The organism is Streptomyces sp. NPDC006235 (assembly GCF_040613735.1).
GTDB lineage: Bacteria > Actinomycetota > Actinomycetes > Streptomycetales > Streptomycetaceae > Streptomyces.
Map to the genome: position 1 here is coordinate 25,716 of NZ_JBEXSR010000004.1, position 17,154 is coordinate 42,869.

At 70.5% G+C, this 17,154-nt stretch carries 12 protein-coding genes; 6 read left to right on the top strand and 6 right to left on the bottom strand.

Annotated elements, in window-relative coordinates; all coding sequences use genetic code 11:
- Window positions 1-5 precede the first annotated feature (5 nt).
- Window positions 6-1,298 (top strand): ribonuclease D, encoded by a 1,293-nt coding sequence (locus tag ABZ192_RS06240; protein ID WP_356923353.1) that lies wholly within the window; start codon window positions 6-8, stop codon window positions 1,296-1,298.
- Window positions 1,299-1,384: 86 nt separating this feature from the next.
- On the opposite strand, the gene ABZ192_RS06245 is transcribed toward ABZ192_RS06240, so the two are convergent.
- From ABZ192_RS06245 to ABZ192_RS06255, 3 genes are read right to left on the bottom strand one after another with little or no spacing between them, the layout of a single operon-like run.
- Entirely contained in the window at window positions 1,385-2,215 is an 831-nt protein-coding gene (locus ABZ192_RS06245) for a carbohydrate ABC transporter permease (protein ID WP_356923354.1), read from the bottom strand.
- Window positions 2,212-3,162, bottom strand: coding sequence for a sugar ABC transporter permease (locus ABZ192_RS06250; protein WP_356923355.1), 951 nt, complete (start codon window positions 3,160-3,162; stop codon window positions 2,212-2,214). The genes ABZ192_RS06245 and ABZ192_RS06250 overlap by 4 nt, the downstream gene beginning before the upstream one ends.
- The gene (locus ABZ192_RS06255; protein WP_356923356.1) at window positions 3,162-4,475 is read right to left on the bottom strand and encodes an ABC transporter substrate-binding protein; all 1,314 of its coding nucleotides are present in this window, start codon (window positions 4,473-4,475) and stop codon (window positions 3,162-3,164) included. The genes ABZ192_RS06250 and ABZ192_RS06255 overlap by 1 nt, the downstream gene beginning before the upstream one ends.
- Window positions 4,476-4,639: 164 nt before the next feature.
- On the opposite strand from ABZ192_RS06255, the gene ABZ192_RS06260 reads away from it, so the two are divergent.
- The 4 genes from ABZ192_RS06260 (at window position 4,640) to ABZ192_RS06275 (ending at window position 11,576) form a co-directional block, all read left to right on the top strand.
- Window positions 4,640-7,009: a glycoside hydrolase family 2 protein gene (locus ABZ192_RS06260; protein WP_356923357.1), complete on the top strand. Its 2,370-nt coding sequence runs from the start codon at window positions 4,640-4,642 to the stop codon at window positions 7,007-7,009.
- Complete coding sequence (locus ABZ192_RS06265) at window positions 7,006-8,040, top strand: LacI family DNA-binding transcriptional regulator (protein WP_356923358.1); 1,035 nt, start codon at window positions 7,006-7,008, stop codon at window positions 8,038-8,040. Before ABZ192_RS06260 ends, ABZ192_RS06265 begins: the two co-directional genes overlap by 4 nt.
- Before the next feature lie 192 nt (window positions 8,041-8,232).
- Window positions 8,233-9,450, top strand: coding sequence for an acetyl-CoA C-acyltransferase (locus ABZ192_RS06270; RefSeq protein ID WP_317923974.1), 1,218 nt, complete (start codon window positions 8,233-8,235; stop codon window positions 9,448-9,450).
- Window positions 9,447-11,576: a 3-hydroxyacyl-CoA dehydrogenase NAD-binding domain-containing protein gene (locus ABZ192_RS06275; RefSeq protein ID WP_356923359.1), complete on the top strand. Its 2,130-nt coding sequence runs from the start codon at window positions 9,447-9,449 to the stop codon at window positions 11,574-11,576. Before ABZ192_RS06270 ends, ABZ192_RS06275 begins: the two co-directional genes overlap by 4 nt.
- Before the next feature lie 69 nt (window positions 11,577-11,645).
- Here the strand turns inward: ABZ192_RS06275 and ABZ192_RS06280 are convergent, their stop codons facing one another.
- Window positions 11,646-12,662: a hypothetical protein gene (locus ABZ192_RS06280; protein WP_356923360.1), complete on the bottom strand. Its 1,017-nt coding sequence runs from the start codon at window positions 12,660-12,662 to the stop codon at window positions 11,646-11,648.
- 82 nt (window positions 12,663-12,744) lie between these two features.
- Between ABZ192_RS06280 and ABZ192_RS06285 the strand changes: the two genes are divergently transcribed.
- Complete coding sequence (locus ABZ192_RS06285; protein ID WP_356923361.1) at window positions 12,745-13,116, top strand: NTP pyrophosphohydrolase; 372 nt, start codon at window positions 12,745-12,747, stop codon at window positions 13,114-13,116.
- A gap of 464 nt (window positions 13,117-13,580) precedes the next feature.
- Here ABZ192_RS06285 and ABZ192_RS06290 read toward each other — a convergent pair whose 3' ends face one another.
- Together ABZ192_RS06290 and dxs are read right to left on the bottom strand one after the other, a co-directional pair.
- Window positions 13,581-15,080, bottom strand: a complete 1,500-nt coding sequence (locus ABZ192_RS06290; protein ID WP_356923362.1) for an amino acid permease — start codon at window positions 15,078-15,080, stop codon at window positions 13,581-13,583.
- Between the two features lie 137 nt (window positions 15,081-15,217).
- On the bottom strand, window positions 15,218-17,149 hold the full coding sequence (gene dxs, locus ABZ192_RS06295; protein ID WP_356923363.1) for a 1-deoxy-D-xylulose-5-phosphate synthase: 1,932 nt from the start codon (window positions 17,147-17,149) through the stop codon (window positions 15,218-15,220).
- Window positions 17,150-17,154: the final 5 nt, after the last annotated feature.

Below are 17,154 nucleotides of genomic sequence, written 5' to 3' on the forward strand. Positions count from 1 at the left end.
GACATGTGACCGACGCCCACGAGACCGCAGCAGACAGCTCACTGCGAACCACCGGAGGCGCTCCTCCGGACGACGGCGGATCTTCTGCTACGGAGGCGCCGATCCCTTTGCTGGAACCGCGTGAGGGCATTCCGCCCGTGATCGCGGACGAGGCCGCCCTGGCGCGGGTGATCGCCGCCTTCGAGGCGGGCTCCGGACCGGTCGCCGTCGACGCCGAGCGGGCGTCCGGCTACCGCTACGGCCAGCGCGCCTACCTGGTCCAGCTGCGCCGCCAGGGCGCCGGAACGGCTCTCATCGACCCCGTCGCCTGCCCCGACCTGTCCGCCCTCGGCGAGGCCCTGTCCGGCGTCGAGTGGGTGCTGCACGCCGCCACCCAGGACCTGCCCTGCCTGCGCGAGATAGGCATGGTGCCGACGCGGCTGTTCGACACGGAGCTGGCCGGACGGCTCGCCGGGTTCCCCCGGGTCGGCCTCGGCGCGATGGTCGAGGGCGTCCTCGGCTTCGTCCTGGAGAAGGGACACTCCGCCGTCGACTGGTCGACCCGGCCGCTGCCCGAGCCCTGGCTGCGGTACGCGGCGCTGGACGTCGAGCTGCTCGTCGACCTGCGCGACGCGCTGGAGAAGGAGCTGGACCGGCAGGGCAAGCTGGAGTGGGCCCGCCAGGAGTTCGACGCGATCGCCTCCGCCCCGCCGCCCGAGCCGCGCAAGGACCCCTGGCGGCGTACGTCCGGCATGCACAAGGTGCGCCGGCGGCGGCAGCTGGCCGTCGTACGGGAGCTGTGGCAGACCCGGGACCGGATCGCGCAGCGGCGGGACGTCTCGCCGGGCAAGGTGCTCGGGGACGCGGCGATCGTGGAGGCCGCGCTGGCGATTCCGGCCAACGTGCACGCGCTGGCCACGCTGAACGGTTTCGGACACCGGATGAGCAAGCGGCAGCTGGAGCAGTGGCAGGCGGCCGTCGACCGGGCGAAGGCGTTGAGCGAGGCGCAGTTGCCGCAGCCGGGGCAGCCGGTGACCGGGCCTCCGCCGCCGCGGGCCTGGGCGGACAAGGATCCCGCGGCTGCGGCGCGCCTCAGTGCGGCCCGGGCCGGGGTTTCGGCGCTGGCCGAGGAGCTTTCCATGCCGCAGGAGAATCTGATGACGCCGGACACGGTTCGGCGGGTGTGCTGGGAGCCGCCGGCGGTGGTGGATGCGGAGTCCGTGGGGGCCGCGCTCGCCGGGTACGGGGCGCGACCGTGGCAGGTGGAGTTGGTGACGCCGGTGTTGGTGGAGGCTCTGTCCGTCAAGGACACCCCCTAGCCGCCGTAGCGCTTCGCGGCGTACGGCGGCTGCGGGTTGTATGGGGTTGTTCGCGCAGTTCCCCGCGCCCCTTGAAAGAAGGTCCGTTACTTCGTGGCGCCTTGCGTGAAACCGTTGTAGATGAAGCGCTGGAGGAACAGGAAGACGATCAAGGTAGGGGCGATGACGAGGATCGCGCCTGCCGAGATGGTCTCCCAGTGGGCTCCGAAGGGGCCCTTGAAGCGGAACAGGGACGTCGAGATCACGCCAAGATCTTCGGAGGGCATGTAGAGGAAGGGGATGTAGAAGTCGTTGTAGACGTTGATCCCCTTCACGATCACGACCGTCGCGATCGCCGGCTTGAGCAGCGGGAAAATGATCTTCCAGTAGACCGTGAAGGCGTTGGCGCCGTCGATGCGGGCCGACTCGTCCAGTGAGACGGGGATGGCCCGGACGAACTGCAGGAAGATGTAGATCGACACGATGTCCGTGCCCGTGTAGAGCGCGATCGGCGCCCAAAGACTGTCGAACATCCCGAAGCTGTTCACGATCTGGAAGGTGGCCACCTGGGTGGTCACCCCGGGGACCAGCGCGGCGACCAGGAACAGGGCCAGGACCAGCTTCCGGAAGCGGAACCGGAAGCGGTCGATGGCGTACGCCGTCATCGAGCCGATGAGCACCGTGCCCCCGATGGCGACGACCAGGATCAGCGCCGTGTTGCCGAACGCCGAGAGCATGCGGCCGTCCTGGAACGCCGTCACGTAGTTGCCGAAGTTGAGCGGGTCGTCGGGCAGCGTGAGGGCGCCGCTGTCGCCCGCCATCTCCCCGGAGGTCTTCAGCGAGGTCAGGAAGACCACGGTGAGCGGCAGGAGCACGACCAGCGTCGCGAGGACCAGGGACAGGTACACGAGGGCACGGGCCACGGCACGGCGCGTCATACGAGGTCCACCTTGTCGTCCGGGACGAGGCGCCGCTGCACCCAGGTCACCGCCAGGATGATCAGCAGCAGCACGACGGCCGCCGCCGAGGCGAGGCCCGTCTTGTTGAACTGGAAGGCCAGCTTCACGGTCTGGATCACGAAGGTCTCGGTGCCGGTCGCGCCGCCGGTCATGATGTACGGGATCTCGAAGACGGACAGCGACCCGGAGACGGACAGGATCACCGACAGGCTCAGCACGGGCCGGATGCCGGGCGCGATGATGTGGCGGAACTGCTGCCAGCGGTTCGCCCCGTCCAGTTCGGCCGCCTCGTACAGCTCCCCGGGGATGGACTGGATCGCGCCGAGGAAGAGGACGAAGTTCAGGCCCAGATAGCGCCAGACCGAGACGCCGGCGAGGGAGACGTTGGCCGACGTGGGTGTGCCGAGCCAGGACCGGTCACCGTCGTAGCCGAAGAGGCTCAGGATCGCGTCGAGGGTGCCGCCGTCCTGGAAGAAGTACAGGAAGACGAACCCGATCGCGACGCCGTTGATCAGGTACGGGAAGAAGAGCACGCCCTTGAAGAAGTTGCGGAAGCGGACGTTGAAGCTCAGGACGGTGGCGAAGTAGAGGGCGGCGCCGATCTGCACCACGGACGCGGCGAGGTAGTAGCCGCTGACGAAGAACACCTCGAACAGCTCGGGCCGGGTGAAGAGTTCGGTGTAGTTCTCGGCGCCCGTGTAGCGCAGCTCGGGGCTGACACCGTCCCAGTCGGTGAAGCTGTACGCGACCATGTTGACGATCGGCGCGTAGGTGAAGGCGATCAGCAGGACGAGCGGGGCGATCAGGAACAGCCAGGGGGTCACGCCCCGCCACCGCCGCGGCCGGCGCGCGGCGGACGGCGGTGTCGGCCCGGCGGGCGCGGCCTGCGACACCGGCCGCGCCGCCTTCCGGGTGGTGTCCGTCATCAGGACCCCAGGTTCTTCTGCGCCTCGGTCCACTTCTCGCCCAGCCCGGTCAGGAAGTCGTCCAGGCTGCCCTTGCGGGCACCGCGGGCGAGGTCGACGAGTTCCTGGCGGTAGTCGGGCTTGTAGATGCCGACCTCGGACTGGTTGTCGATGGACTTGACCTCGGCGCCCTTGGTGTCGTCGAGGTCGAGGAGCTTCACACCCGCCTCCTGGTACGGCCCCAGGACGTCGGGCAGCGGGGCGTCCTTGAGGGGCGAGAGGGCGAGGTTGGCGTTCGCGTAGCCGGACTTGTCGGTGAACCAGTCGATCCAGGCGCGGGCGGCGGCCTTGTGGTCGGAGTTGGCGTTGACGGCCTGCTGGTAGTCGGGCGAGGCCACCGCGCAGAACGTGCCGTTCTTCTGGGCGGGGAACGGCATGAAGCCGATGTCGGCCGGGTCGGTGCCGGCCTGCTTCGCCGCGTCCTGCATCTGCACGATCGCCCAGGAGCCGAGCCACATCGTGGCGATCTGGCCCTTCGTCAGGCGGGACTTGGAGGCCTCCCAGTTGGTGGTCGTCGGGTCCTTCTCGATGAGGTCCGACTTCACGATGTCGTGGAGCAGCGCGTCACCGACCCGCAGGTCGGCGCCTTCCGCCCAGGGGTTCCCCTCGGCGAGCCGGGTGGTGGCCTGCGTGTCGCAGCCGACCGAGCCGTTGACGTTCGTCCACTGGGTCAGCGGCCACATGTCCTTGAAGTTGGTGTAGTACGGGACCGCGTCGGTCTTGGCCTTGATGGCCTTGAGGTCGTCGAGGAACTCGGCCGGGGTCGTGGGCCAGTCGGTGACGCCGGCCGCGCTCCAGACCTTCTTGTTGTAGACGAAGCCCGGGACCACGCCGATCGGGCTCTGCCCGTAGACCTTGCCCTGGACGGTGGAGTAGTCGGTGAAGCGGTACTTCTTGCTGCGCTCGGCCTGGGTGCCGAGGGAGGCGAAGAACTTCGGGTAGTCCTTCTTCTCGATCACGGCCGGGATCATCAGGACGTCGCCGTAGTTCTCCGTGTTCATACGGATCTTGACCTCACCCTCGTAGTCGGTGAGGCCGTCGAACTCGACCTTCACCTTGGGGTAGGTCTTGTTGAACTCGGCGGCGTACTTCTTCATCGTCCCGTCCTGCACGAGGTCGGTCCGGTGGGTGAGGACGGTGATGGTCCCTTCGACCTTGGCGGGATCGTCGGGAGCCTCGGCATCCGCGCCCTTGGAGGTGCCTCCGGTGCCGGTACAGCCCGAGGCCAGCAGGGCAGCGCCCACGGCGAGGGCGAGGACGGTACGGCGGTTCATGTGCATCAGCTCCGTTCGCGGAGAGGAACTCGGGACGGAAGAGCACGTGCGGTATGGCTGGTTCGGCACTCTGACAGCGCTTTCTCAACCGGTAAAGTCCCATTCCCGCCAACGCTGCGAAGACCTGTACACGACTCGTCACTGGACCGGTTAAGGGAGTGCGCATGCTGGAGGCCACACCGCTCGGCGACGGATGGATCCTGCGGCACGGGCCGGACCCGCTCCCGGCGTCCGTCCCGGGCTGCGTGCACACCGACCTGATGGCGGCCGGGGTGATCCCGGACCCGTTCCTGGGCCTGGGCGAGTCCGAGGTGGCGTGGGTGGGGCGCCGGGACTGGACGTACGAGCGCGAGCTCACGAGCGCGTCCGCGCAGGAGCAGACGGACCTGGTCTTCGACGGGCTCGACACCGTCGCCGAGATCTCCCTGGACGGGCGGCTGCTGGGCAAGGTGCGCAACATGCACCGCTCGTACCGGTTCGACGTGACGGGGCTGTCCGGGCGGCTGTCCGTGCGGTTCGTCTCCGCCTACGCCGAGGCCGAGGCCGTGCGGGGACGGCTGGGCGAGCGGCCCGCCGCCTACGCCGAGCCGTACCAGTACCTGCGCAAGATGGCCTGCTCCTTCGGCTGGGACTGGGGGCCGACCCTGGTGACGGCCGGGATCTGGCGCCCGGTGCGCCTGGAGCACTGGTCGACGGCCCGGATCGCCCGGGTGCGTCCGCTGGTCACCGTCGACGAGGGCGTCGGCGTCGTCGAGTTGGCCGTGGACGTCGAGCGGACCCGGGTCGAGGTGCCGCTCGCCCTGGAGGCGACGGTGGGCGGGGTGCGGGCCCGGGCCAGGATCGACGGGTCGGGCGGGGTGGTACGGCTGCGTGTACCGGACGTGCGGCTGTGGTGGCCGCGCGGCTACGGCGAACAGCCGCTGTACGACGTGGAGTTGCGGCTGCTGCACGGCGATGCCGCGCTGGACGCATGGCGGCGGCGGATCGGCTTCCGGACCGTCGAGCTGGACCGGCGGCCCGACGCGCACGGCACCGGCTTCACCCTCGTCGTCAACGGCGAGCGGCTCTTCGCGCGGGGCGTCAACTGGATCCCCGACGACGTCTTCCCGTCCCGGATCAACCGCGAGCGGTACCGGGAGCGGCTGGAGCAGGCGGCCGGGGCGGGCGTGGACCTCGTACGCATCTGGGGCGGCGGGGTCTACGAGAGCGAGGACTTCTACGACGCCTGCGACGAACTCGGGCTGCTGGTCTGGCAGGACTTCCCGTTCGCGTGCGCGGCCTACCCGGAGGAACAGCCGCTGCGCGGCGAGGTGGAGGCCGAGGCCCGGGAGAACGTCGTACGGCTGATGCCGCACCCGTCGCTGGTGCTGTGGAACGGCAACAACGAGAACCTCTGGGGCTTTCGGGACTGGGGCTGGGAGCCGCGACTGGCGGGGGACTCCTGGGGCGAGGGGTACTACCTGGGACTCCTGCCGCGCGTGGTGGCCGAGTTGGATCCGACACGGCCGTATACGGCGGGGAGTCCCTGGTCCGGGTCCTGGGACCGGCATCCCAACGATCCGGCGCACGGCACGCACCACTCCTGGGAGGTGTGGAACCGTGAGGACTACGCCGACTACCGGCTCAGCGTGCCCCGGTTCGTCGCCGAGTTCGGCTGGCAGGCGCCGCCCGCGTACGCCACGCTGCGGCGGGCGCTGCCCGGGGAGGAGCTCGCGCCGGACTCCCCCGGCGTGCTGCACCACCAGAAGGCCGACGACGGCAACGGGAAGCTGGAGCGGGGGCTGGCCCGGCACTTCGCCGTGCCGAAGGGGGACTTCGACCGCTGGCACTACCTGACGCAGGTCAACCAGGCGCGTGCGGTCGCGGCCGGGATCGAGCACTGGCGCTCGCACTGGCCGGTGTGCGCGGGCACGGTCGTCTGGCAGCTCAACGACTGCTGGCCGGTGACGTCCTGGGCGGCGATCGACGGCGACGGACGGGAGAAGCCGCTGTACCACGAGCTGAGGCGGCTGTACGCGGACCGGTTGCTGACGCTCCAGCCGCGGGACGGCGGGCTGGTGCTGGCCGCCGTCAACCAGGCGGCCGGGGACTGGACGCCGGCGCTGACCCTGCGGCGGATGTCCGTCGGGGGCGAGGTGCTGGGGCAGGCGGCCGTGGAGGTGACGGCCGGGGGGCGGGCGGTGGCCCGTGTCGATGTTCCGGGCGAGCTGGTGCCGGCCGGGCCTGAGGAATTCCTGGTGGCGGACGCGGACGGTATGCGTGCGGTGCACTTCCCGGTGCCGGACCGTGAGGCCCCCTACCCCACGCCGGAGTTCGATGTCTCGCTCGCCCCCGACGGCGTCACCGTCACCGCCCGCACCCTGGTACGGGACCTGCTGCTCCAGGCCGACCGGCTGGATCCGGGGGCGCGGGCCGACCGGGGGCTGGTCACGCTGCTGCCGGGTGAAGAGGTGACCATCGGGGTGCGCGGCTGGAAGACCCCGGACGCGGAGCGTGCTCGTGCGGCCCTGTACTGCGTGGAGCCCACCCGATGACGGCGACCCCGGCCCCCCGCGTCACCATCAAGGACGTCGCCGCGCGCGCCGGCGTGTCCAAGGGGGCCGTGTCGCTGGCGTTCAACCACAAGCCCGGGCTGTCGGAGGCGACCCGGGACCGGATCTTCCGGGCGGCGCGGGAGCTGGGCTGGGCGCCGAACCTCACGGCGCGGACGCTGGCCGGTTCGCGCGTGGACGTGGTGGGGCTCGCGGTGTGCCGGCCGGCGCGGTCGCTCGGGCTGGAACCCTGGTACATGGAGTTCGTCTCGGGCGTGGAGAGCGTCCTGGCCGAGCACTCCTGCTCCCTGCTGCTCAGACTCGTACGGAATCTGGACGAGGAGCTGGGGGTCCAGGAGGCGTGGTGGCGGGGCCGGCAGATCGGCGGGTCGATCCTCGTCGACTTCCGGGCCGACGATCCCCGGGCCGCCCTGGTGGAGCGGCTCGGGCTGCCGGTGGTCGCGGTCGGGCATCCCTCGCTGACCGGGGGGCTCACCTCGGTGTGGACCGACGACGCGACGGCCGTGACGGAGGCGGTGCGGTATCTGGCCGCGCTGGGGCACCGGCGGATCGCCCGGGTGGGCGGGGCGGCGGCTCTCGGGCACACGGCCATCCGGACGGCGGCGTTCGACGAGGCGGCGGGGGCGCTGGCGCTGGCCGGGGCGTGGCAGGTGGCGACGGACTTCTCCGGGGACGCGGGGGCGCGGGCGACGCGGTCCCTGCTGACGGCCGCGCCGCCGGAGCGGCCGACGGCGATCGTGTACGACAACGACGTCATGGCGGTGGCGGGGTTGTCAGTGGCGGCGGAGATGGGGTTGCGGGTGCCGGAGGATGTGTCGCTGCTGGCCTGGGACGACTCGCAGCTGTGCCGGTTGACGCATCCGACGCTGTCCGCGATGAGTCATGACGTGCATGGTTTCGGGGCGGAGGTGGCTCGGACGCTGTTCTCGGTGATCACCGGGGGTGAGGGCGGGTCGCATCCTGTGCCGACGCCTGTTCTGACGCCTCGGGGGTCCACTGCGCCGCCTCGGTGAGCGCCGTAGGGAAGTGCGGGTGCGTTGTGGCTGGTCGCACAGTTCCCCGCGCCCCTGAAGGGCAACTGCTCCACCGGCGTTTTTTGTGTGACCTTCGCCGCTCGCCATGTCAGGACTGGGCAGCTACGTTACTCATAAGTAGCATGGGATGAGCAAGCGCTCAGCGTCCTGGACCCCTGGAGGAGAGCCATCGTGCCTCGTACCGTCAGGGACGTCGTCTTCGTAGACGGCGTCCGCACCCCGTTCGGCAAGGCGGGCCCGAAGGGCATCTACCACGAGACCCGTGCCGACGACCTCGTCGTGAAGGCGATCCGGGAGCTGCTGCGCCGCAACCCCGGCCTCGACCCGAAGAAGATCGACGAGGTCGCCATCGCCGCGACCACCCAGATCGGCGACCAGGGCCTCACCATCGGCCGCACGGCCGGCATCCTCGCGGGCCTGCCGCAGTCCGTGCCGGGTTACTCCATCGACCGCATGTGCGCGGGCGCCCTGACGGCCGTGACCACGGTCGCCGGTTCCGTCGCCTTCGGTGCCTACGACGTCGCCATCGCCGGCGGTGTCGAGCACATGGGCCGCCACCCCATGGGCGAGGGCGTCGACCCGAACCCGCGCTTCGTCAGCGAGAAGCTGGTCGACGAGTCGGCTCTGTTCATGGGCATGACCGCGGAGAACCTGCACGACCGGTATCCGCAGATCACCAAGCTGCGCGCCGACGAGTACGCCGTGCGCTCCCAGGAGAAGGCCGCCAAGGCGTACGCCAACGGCAAGATCCAGGCCGACCTGGTGCCGGTCTCGGTCCGCCGCACCTCCCCCGAGGCCGGTGAGACGGGCTGGGGCCTGGTCACCGCCGACGAGCCGATGCGCCCGGGCACGACCCTGGAGAACCTTCAGGGCCTCAAGACCCCGTTCCGCGTCCACGGCCGGGTCACCGCCGGTAACGCGGCCGGTCTGAACGACGGCGCCACCGCCTCGCTGATCGCCTCCGAGGAGTTCGCGCGGGAGAACGACCTCCCCGTGAAGATGCGCCTGGTCTCCTACTCCTTCGCGGGTGTGGAGCCGGAGGTCATGGGCTACGGCCCGATCCCGGCGACGGAGAAGGCGCTGGCCCAGGCGGGCCTGTCGATCTCCGACATCGGCCTGTTCGAGATCAACGAGGCCTTCGCCGTCCAGGTGCTGGCCTTCCTCGACCACTACGGCATCGCCGACGACGACGAGCGCGTCAACCAGTACGGCGGCGCCATCGCCTTCGGCCACCCGCTGGCCTCCTCCGGTGTCCGTCTGATGACGCAGCTGGCCCGCCAGTTCGAGGAGCAGCCGCACGTCCGCTACGGCCTGACGACCATGTGCGTCGGCTTCGGCATGGGCGCGACGGTCATCTGGGAGAACCCGCACTTCGAGGGGGACAAGTGAGCACCACCGCCGAGCTTCTGAAGCAGGCTTCCGAGCTGTTCCCGGACGAGGTCGTCACGCAGGCGCACGTACGCCACTTCGACCTCCCTCTGGGTGCCGGGCGCTTCGCCCTGATCACCCTGGACAACGGCCTGGACCACACCAAGCCGACCACCTTCGGCCCGGCCTCGCTGGCGAACCTGAACGCCGCGATCGACCAGGTGGAGAAGGAGGCCGCGGACGGCGAGATCGTCGGCGCCGGCATCACCGGCAAGCCGTTCATCTTCGCGGTCGGCGCCGACCTCAAGGGCGTGGAGATCCTCAAGGAGTACGAGCACGCCCTCGCCATCGGCAAGGGCGGCCACGAGGTCTTCAAGCGGCTGTCCAAGCTGGCCGTGCCGACGTTCGCGTACTACAACGGCGCCGCGATGGGCGGCGGTGTCGAGGTCGGTCTGCACTGCACCTACCGGACCGTCTCCGCGGCCCTCCCGGCGTTCTCGCTCCCCGAGGTGTTCCTCGGCCTGGTCCCGGGCTGGGGCGGCTGCACGCTGCTGCCGAACCTGATCGGCGCCGACAAGGCCGTCTCGGTGATCATCGAGAACAGCCTCAACCAGAACAAGCAGCTCAAGGGCAAGCAGGTCTACGAGCTCGGGATCGCCGACGCGCTCTTCGAGGGCGCGGACTTCCTGGAGCAGTCGCTGATCTGGACCGCGTCCGTCCTCAAGGGCGAGATCGAGGTCGAGCGCCCGGTGATCGACCGCGGCGAGGGCTGGGACCAGGCCGTCGCCAAGGGCCGTTTCATCGCGGACTCCAAGGTGCACGGCGCCGCTCCGGCCGCCTACCGCGCGCTGGACATCATCGCCGCCGCCAAGAACGGCGACCTCCAGCAGGGCTACGACGCCGAGGACAAGGCGCTCGCCGACCTGATCATGGGCGGTGAACTGCGGGCCGGCATCTACGCCTTCAACCTGGTACAGAAGCGCGGGAAGCGCCCGGCCGGTGCCCCGGACAAGAACCTGGCCCGCCCGGTCACCAAGGTCGGCGTCGTCGGCGCCGGTCTGATGGCCTCCCAGCTCGCGCTGCTGTTCCTGCGCCGCCTGGAGGTCCCGGTCGTCCTCACGGACATCGACCAGGAGCGCGTCGACAAGGGTGTGGGCTACGTCCACGCCGAGATCGACAAGCTGCTCGGCAAGGGCCGCATCAACCAGGACAAGGCCAACCGCCTCAAGGCGCTGGTGACCGGTGTCCTGGACAAGGCCGAGGGCTTCGCGGACGCGGACTTCATCATCGAGGCCGTGTTCGAGGAGATGGGCGTCAAGCAGAAGGTGTTCGCGGAGGTCGAGGCGGTCGCCCCGGCGCACGCGATCCTGGCCACCAACACCTCCTCGCTGTCGGTGTCGGAGATGGCGTCCAAGCTGAAGCACCCCGAGCGGGTCGTCGGCTTCCACTTCTTCAACCCGGTCGCGGTGCTGCCGCTGCTGGAGATCGTCCGCGGCGAGCAGACCGACGAGGCCTCCCTGGCCACGGCGTTCGGCGTCGCCAAGAAGCTGAAGAAGACCGCGGTGCTCGTCAAGGACGCCCCGGCGTTCGTCGTGAACCGCATCCTGACCCGCTTCATGGGCGAGATCCAGAACGTCATCGACGAGGGCACCCCGGTCGAGGTGGCGGAGAAGGCGGTGGAGCCCCTGGGCCTGCCGATGTCTCCTCTCGTCCTTCTGGAGCTGGTCGGCCCGGCAATCGGCCTGCACGTCTCCGAGACGCTCAACAAGGCGTTCCCGGACCGCTTCACGGTCTCCCCGAACCTCAAGGCGGTCGTCGAGGCGGGCAAGCGCGGCTTCTACGTCTACGACAGCGGCAAGCCCGAGCTGGACCCCGAGGTCGCCGCGCTGCTGAAGCAGGGCGACACCGTCCTGACGGAGGAGCAGGTCCGCGACCGCGTCCTGGACGCGGTGGCGCAGGAGATCGGCCTCATGCTCGACGAGGGCGTCGTCGCCGAGGCGCAGGACATCGACCTGTGCCTGATCACGGGCGCCGGCTGGCCGTTCCACCTGGGCGGCATCACGCCGTACCTGGACCGCGAGGGCGTCTCCGAGCGGGTCAACGGCAAGAGGTTCCTGGCGCAGGGCGTGGCGAGCGTCCCCGCGTAACGCGTAACCCCTGAGGGGGTGGGGCGTACGGTAACGATCCGGACGCCCCACCCCCCTTCTGCATGCCGATCAGATCTCCCGCCAGGCCTCCAGTGCGAGCCCCGGCTCGTCCTTGCGGCGGGTGAACAGCACCTTCCCGGTCGACGGGGAGAGGGAGGCCGCGACGACCTCGTCGTGTTCGTCGAGCGCCAGCGACACCGTGGCGTCGGCGGACAGCTGAGGGCCGGACTCGGTCCACCAGGCCCCGGCGGACTCCTGTTCGGTCGGATAGGCGGCGAAGGCGACCCGGCCGCTCGAGGACCGCTGGGCGAGCACGGTGCAGTCGTACCCCTCGATCTCGCAGCGCACGGCGGACACGGGCCCCGGCCCGGCGGAGGCGATGAGCGTCACCGGCTTCTCCCCCGGGCGCCAGGCGCACAGGTCGCCGGAGGTGTCCGTGAAGAAGAGGGTGGTGTGCTCAGGAGACGTGGCGAGCGCGCGCAGGGTCCCCGGACGCACGGGCACGTCGGCCCCCTCCCCCCGCACCGGGGTCCGGCCCGGCTCCTCCTGCCGCCAGTGCGCAATCCCGCCGTCGGCGGCGGCGTACACCTCGACCAGACCCGACTCCCCCGTCACGGCGGCCAACTCCCCCTGCACGTCGTGCCCCTCCAGGTCCTGCCAGCCGCCCCAGCCGCCCTTCTCCTTCTGGTTGCGAAGGCTCACTCCGCCGCCCTTGTCACGGACGAAGACATGGCAACGCCCCTGCGCGTCGACGGCGACGGCCGGCTCGCCCGTCCGGTCGCCCTTCTTGTCGGGGTGCCCGATCGGGACCCAGTCCAAGGGTGCGAGATGTGGCCGGAAGTGGGTGGAGTGCACGAGTCCGGACTCGCCGGGCACGGTGGGCCGCCAGGCGGCCAGATGGGCGTAGCCGTCGGCGCCCTGGCCGACCGCGAAGCCCGGGTGCAGCTTCTGGGTGCCGCCGACGGTTCGGGGGCCGTCCCAGGAGCCGGCGGGACCGCGTTCCGCACGGCACAGGACGGCTTCGCCGCAGGACAGGTAGACGGTGAGGCGGCCGTCGCGGCCGCGCATGAGCCAGTCGCCGTTCACCAGTTCACTTTACGCGGGCGGGACGGCCGGCCGCCGCGCCCGCCCCCTGCCTGGCCGGGATCCGCCGTGCGACCCTGACCACATGAACAGCAACGCTCCCCTGCTTGTCGTCGTCGACGCCGCGAATGTCGTCGGGTCGGTGCCGGACGGGTGGTGGCGGGACCGGAAGGGGGCGGCAGAGCGGCTGCGGGACCGGTTGGCGTCGGACGGGGTGCCGGGGATGGACGAGCCTGTGGAGGTCGTGCTCGTGGTGGAGGGGGCGGCGCGGGGAGTCGAGTCCGTGGCCGGAGTGCGGGTGGAGTCGGCGGCGGGCAGCGGGGACGATCACATCGTGGACGTGGTCGCGGGGGCGGGGGCGCGTCCGGTGCTGGTGGTCACGGCGGACCGGGAGCTGCGGAGGCGGGTCGGGGAGCTGGGGGCGGAGGTGACGGGACCGCGGTCGGTACGGCCGTAGGGCCGGGCTTTGTTGCTGGGTCGGGCTACTGCCGGGGCGCGGGGCGCTGCCCAACCCGTCGCCGAGGGATGCTGCCGACGGCTGCCCGGGGCGGGTGGGTGCGCAACCCGGCGGAGCGGGGTGCCGCTGCGCCCACCCGTGCCGCCTGGGGGGCACCTCCCAGGCCCTTAAGGCACTGGGGGAGGCACGACTGCCCGCAGCTAGGGCGGCCACGGCGACCTGCGGCAGCTCAGGCGGGACGCGCCCGCAGCCGCGTACGCACGGAAGGGGACGTGTCGGGGGGTGTCCGCCCGCAGCGGTTGGCGCGTCAACGGACAGTCAGTCGGTATCCGACCCCATCGCGCCGTTCCGAGGACGGACACCCCCCGGCACGTGCCCGACCCACCGCACCCCGGTAGGCGCAACGCGCACCCCCGCCGAAGCAGCCACAGGCCGCCGCAGGCACCCCGCCCGACCGCCGGAGGCTAGAGCGTCTGCTCGGGCCTTGTCTCCTCACCCTTCGCCAGGCGGCTGTGCGTGCGGCCGTACAGGAAGTACACCAAGAACCCGGCGGCCATCCAGATGCCGAACCGCACCCACGTCTCGGCGGGCAGGTTGATCATCAGCCACAGCGAGGCGCACACCGACAGGATCGGGATGACCGGCACCCACGGCGTGCGGAACGCCCGGTGCAGGTCGGGGCGGGTCCTGCGGAGGACGAGCACACCGATGGCGACCACCACGAAGGCGAACAGCGTGCCGATGTTCACCAGGGCGGCGAGCTCCGTCAGCGGAGTGAAGCCGGCCAGGACCGCGATGACCACACCCAGCAGGATGGTCGGCCGGTGCGGGGTCCTGAACCGCGGGTGCACGTGCGAGAAGAACCGCGGCAGCAGCCCGTCACGGCTCATCGCGAAGAACACCCGGGTCTGCCCGAGCAACAGGATCATGCACACCGTCGTCAGACCGACCGCGGCGCCGAAGCTGATGAACCCCGCGTACCAGGGATGCCCGGTGGCCTTGAACGCGTCGGCGAGCGGCGCGTCGACGGACAGCCGGCTGTAGTGCTGCATGCCCGTGACGACGATCGACACGGCGACGTACAGCGCGGTGCAGATGAGCAGCGAGCCGAGAATGCCGCGCGGCATGTCACGCTGCGGGTTCCGGGTCTCCTCCGCCGCGGTGGCCACGACGTCGAAGCCGATGAACGCGAAGAACACGACCGACGCGGCGGTGAAGATGCCCATCACGCCGAAGTTGGAGGGCGCCCAGCCGAACATGAGCTGGATCAGCGGGGAGTCGAGACTCGCCCCGGCCTCCACCGGCTGCTCCTTCGGGATGAACGGGTCGTAGTTGTCGCCCTTGATGAGGAACGCGCCGGCGATGATCACGACGAGGACGACCGTCACCTTGATGGCGACGACGAGCGACGTGATCCGCGCGGACAGCTTCATGCCGAGCACGAGGATGCCGGTGAGGACGAGGACGAGCGCGGCGGCGAGGATGTCGAAGCCGAAGACGTCGGAGCCCTCTCTGCTGCCCAGGGCCGCGGGCATCTCCCAGCCCGCGTTGTCCATGAGCGACTGGATGTAGCCCGACCAGCCGACGGCCACCACCGCCGTACCGAGCGCGAACTCCAGGACCAGGTCCCAGCCGATGATCCAGGCGGGCAGCTCACCGAGGGAGGCGTACGAGAACGTGTAGGCGGACCCGGCGACCGGGACCGTCGACGCGAACTCGGCGTAGCAGAGCGCGGCCAGCGCGCACGCGACGCCGGCCGCGACGAACGCCAGAGCCGTGGCGGGCCCGGCGTTGTTCTTCGCGACTGTTCCGGTGAGGACGAAGATGCCGGTGCCGATGATCACGCCGACGCCGAAAACGGTCAGATCCAGCGCGGACAAGGATTTCTTGAGCGCGTGCTCTGGCTCCTCGGTGTCGAGGATGGACTGCTCGACCTTCTTCGTCCGGAAGAGGGTACTGCTCACGGGGTTACCTCCCACGCTCGTCGTCCTCGCCATGATCGAGAGGTGGCACCGTTCGTATGCCCCGGCACGGACGGATTCACGCCAATGGGCCGGTTCCGCCACCCTTCACGGTGGCGGAACCGGCCCATTCAGCGGTGTCAGTCGCGCGCGGGCTCCACGGAGTCGACGGCGTCGGCCGCGGAGCGCTCGTACCTGCCGTCCAGCCTGGCGACCAGCCCGGTCACCTGGCGGGCGATGTCCGGCGCGGTGAGGCCGATCTCGGCCATGACCTCGGCGCGCGAGGCATGGTCGAGGAAGCGCGGCGGGATGCCGAAGTCGCGCAGCGGCACGTCGACGCCCGCGTCCCGCAGCGCCTGCGCGATCGCCGATCCCACTCCGCCGACCCGGCTGTTGTCCTCGACGGTGACGACCACGCGGTGCTGCTCGGCGAGCGGGGCCATGGCCTCGTCGACGGGTTTGACCCAGCGCGGGTCGACGACGGTGGTGGAGATGCCCTGCTTGTCGAGCAGGCCTGCGATCTCCAGGCACATCGGCGCGAGAGCGCCGACGGAGACCAGCAGCACGTCGGGCCGGTCGGTGCCGGGCTCGCGCAGCACGTCCATGCCGCCGACCCGCCCCACGGCGGGAACGGCGGGGCCGACGGCGCCCTTGGAGAAGCGGACCACGGTCGGCGCGTCGTCGACGGCGACGGCCTCCCGCAGTTGCGCGCGGACCTGGTCGGCGTCACGCGGCGCGGCCAGCCGCAGCCCCGGCACGACCTGGAGGATCGACATGTCCCACATGCCGTTGTGGGACGCCCCGTCGGTGCCGGTGACACCGGCCCGGTCCAGGACGAAGGTCACCCCGCACTTGTGCAGGGCCACGTCCATCAGCACCTGGTCGAAGGCGCGGTTGAGGAAGGTGGCGTACACCGCGAACACCGGGTGCACTCCGCCCGTCGCCAGGCCCGCGGCGGACACGGCGCCGTGCTGCTCGGCGATGCCGACGTCGTAGACCCGCTTGGGGAAGCGCTTGGCGAACTTCTCCAGGCCCACCGGCTGGAGCATGGCGGCCGTGATGGCGACGATGTCCTCGCGCTCCTCGCCGAGCTTGACCATCTCCTCGCCGAACACGGACGTCCAGTCGGCTCCGGAGGAGGCGATCGGCAGACCCGTGTCAGGGTGGATCTTGCCGACGGCGTGGAAGCGGTCGGCCTCGTCCTGGAGGGCGGGCTGATAGCCGCGGCCCTTCTCGGTGAGGCAGTGCACGATGACGGGCCCGCCGAACCGCTTGGCCCGCGCGAGGGCGGACTCCAGGGCCTCCAGGTCGTGTCCGTCGATCGGGCCGACGTACTTCAGGCCGAGGTCCTCGAACATGCCCTGGGGGGCGATGAAATCCTTGAGGCCCTTCTTGGCGCCGTGCAGAGTGTCGTAGAGCGGCCGGCCGACGACGGGGGTGCGCTCCAGCACCTCCTTGGTGCGGGCGAGGAACCGCTCGTAGCCGTCCGTCGTCCGCAGCGTCGCGAGGTGGTTGGCGAGGCCGCCGATGGTCGGCGCGTAGGACCGCTCGTTGTCGTTGACGACGATGACGAGGGGCCGGTCCTTGGCGTCGGCGATGTTGTTCAGCGCCTCCCAGGCCATGCCGCCGGTCAGCGCCCCGTCACCGATCACGGCGACGACGTGACTGTCGCGCTCGAGGAGCTCGTTGGCCTTGGCGATGCCGTCGGCCCAGCCGAGGACGGTCGAGGCGTGCGAGTTCTCGATGATGTCGTGCTCGGACTCGGCCTGCGAGGGGTAGCCGGACAGGCCGCCCTTCATCTTCAGCTTCGAGAAGTCCTGACGGCCGGTGAGCAGTTTGTGCACGTAGGACTGGTGTCCGGTGTCCCAGAGCACCTTGTCCTTGGGCGATTCGAAGACCCGGTGCAGGGCGATGGTGAGCTCCACCACGCCGAGGTTGGGGCCGAGGTGACCGCCGGTCTTGGAGACCGCTTCGACAAGGAAGGTCCGGATCTCCTCCGCCAGCTGGTTCAGCTCTTCCAGGCTGAGCCGGTCCAGATCGCGCGGTCCCCTGATACGGGTCAGCAGCGGCACCCGTG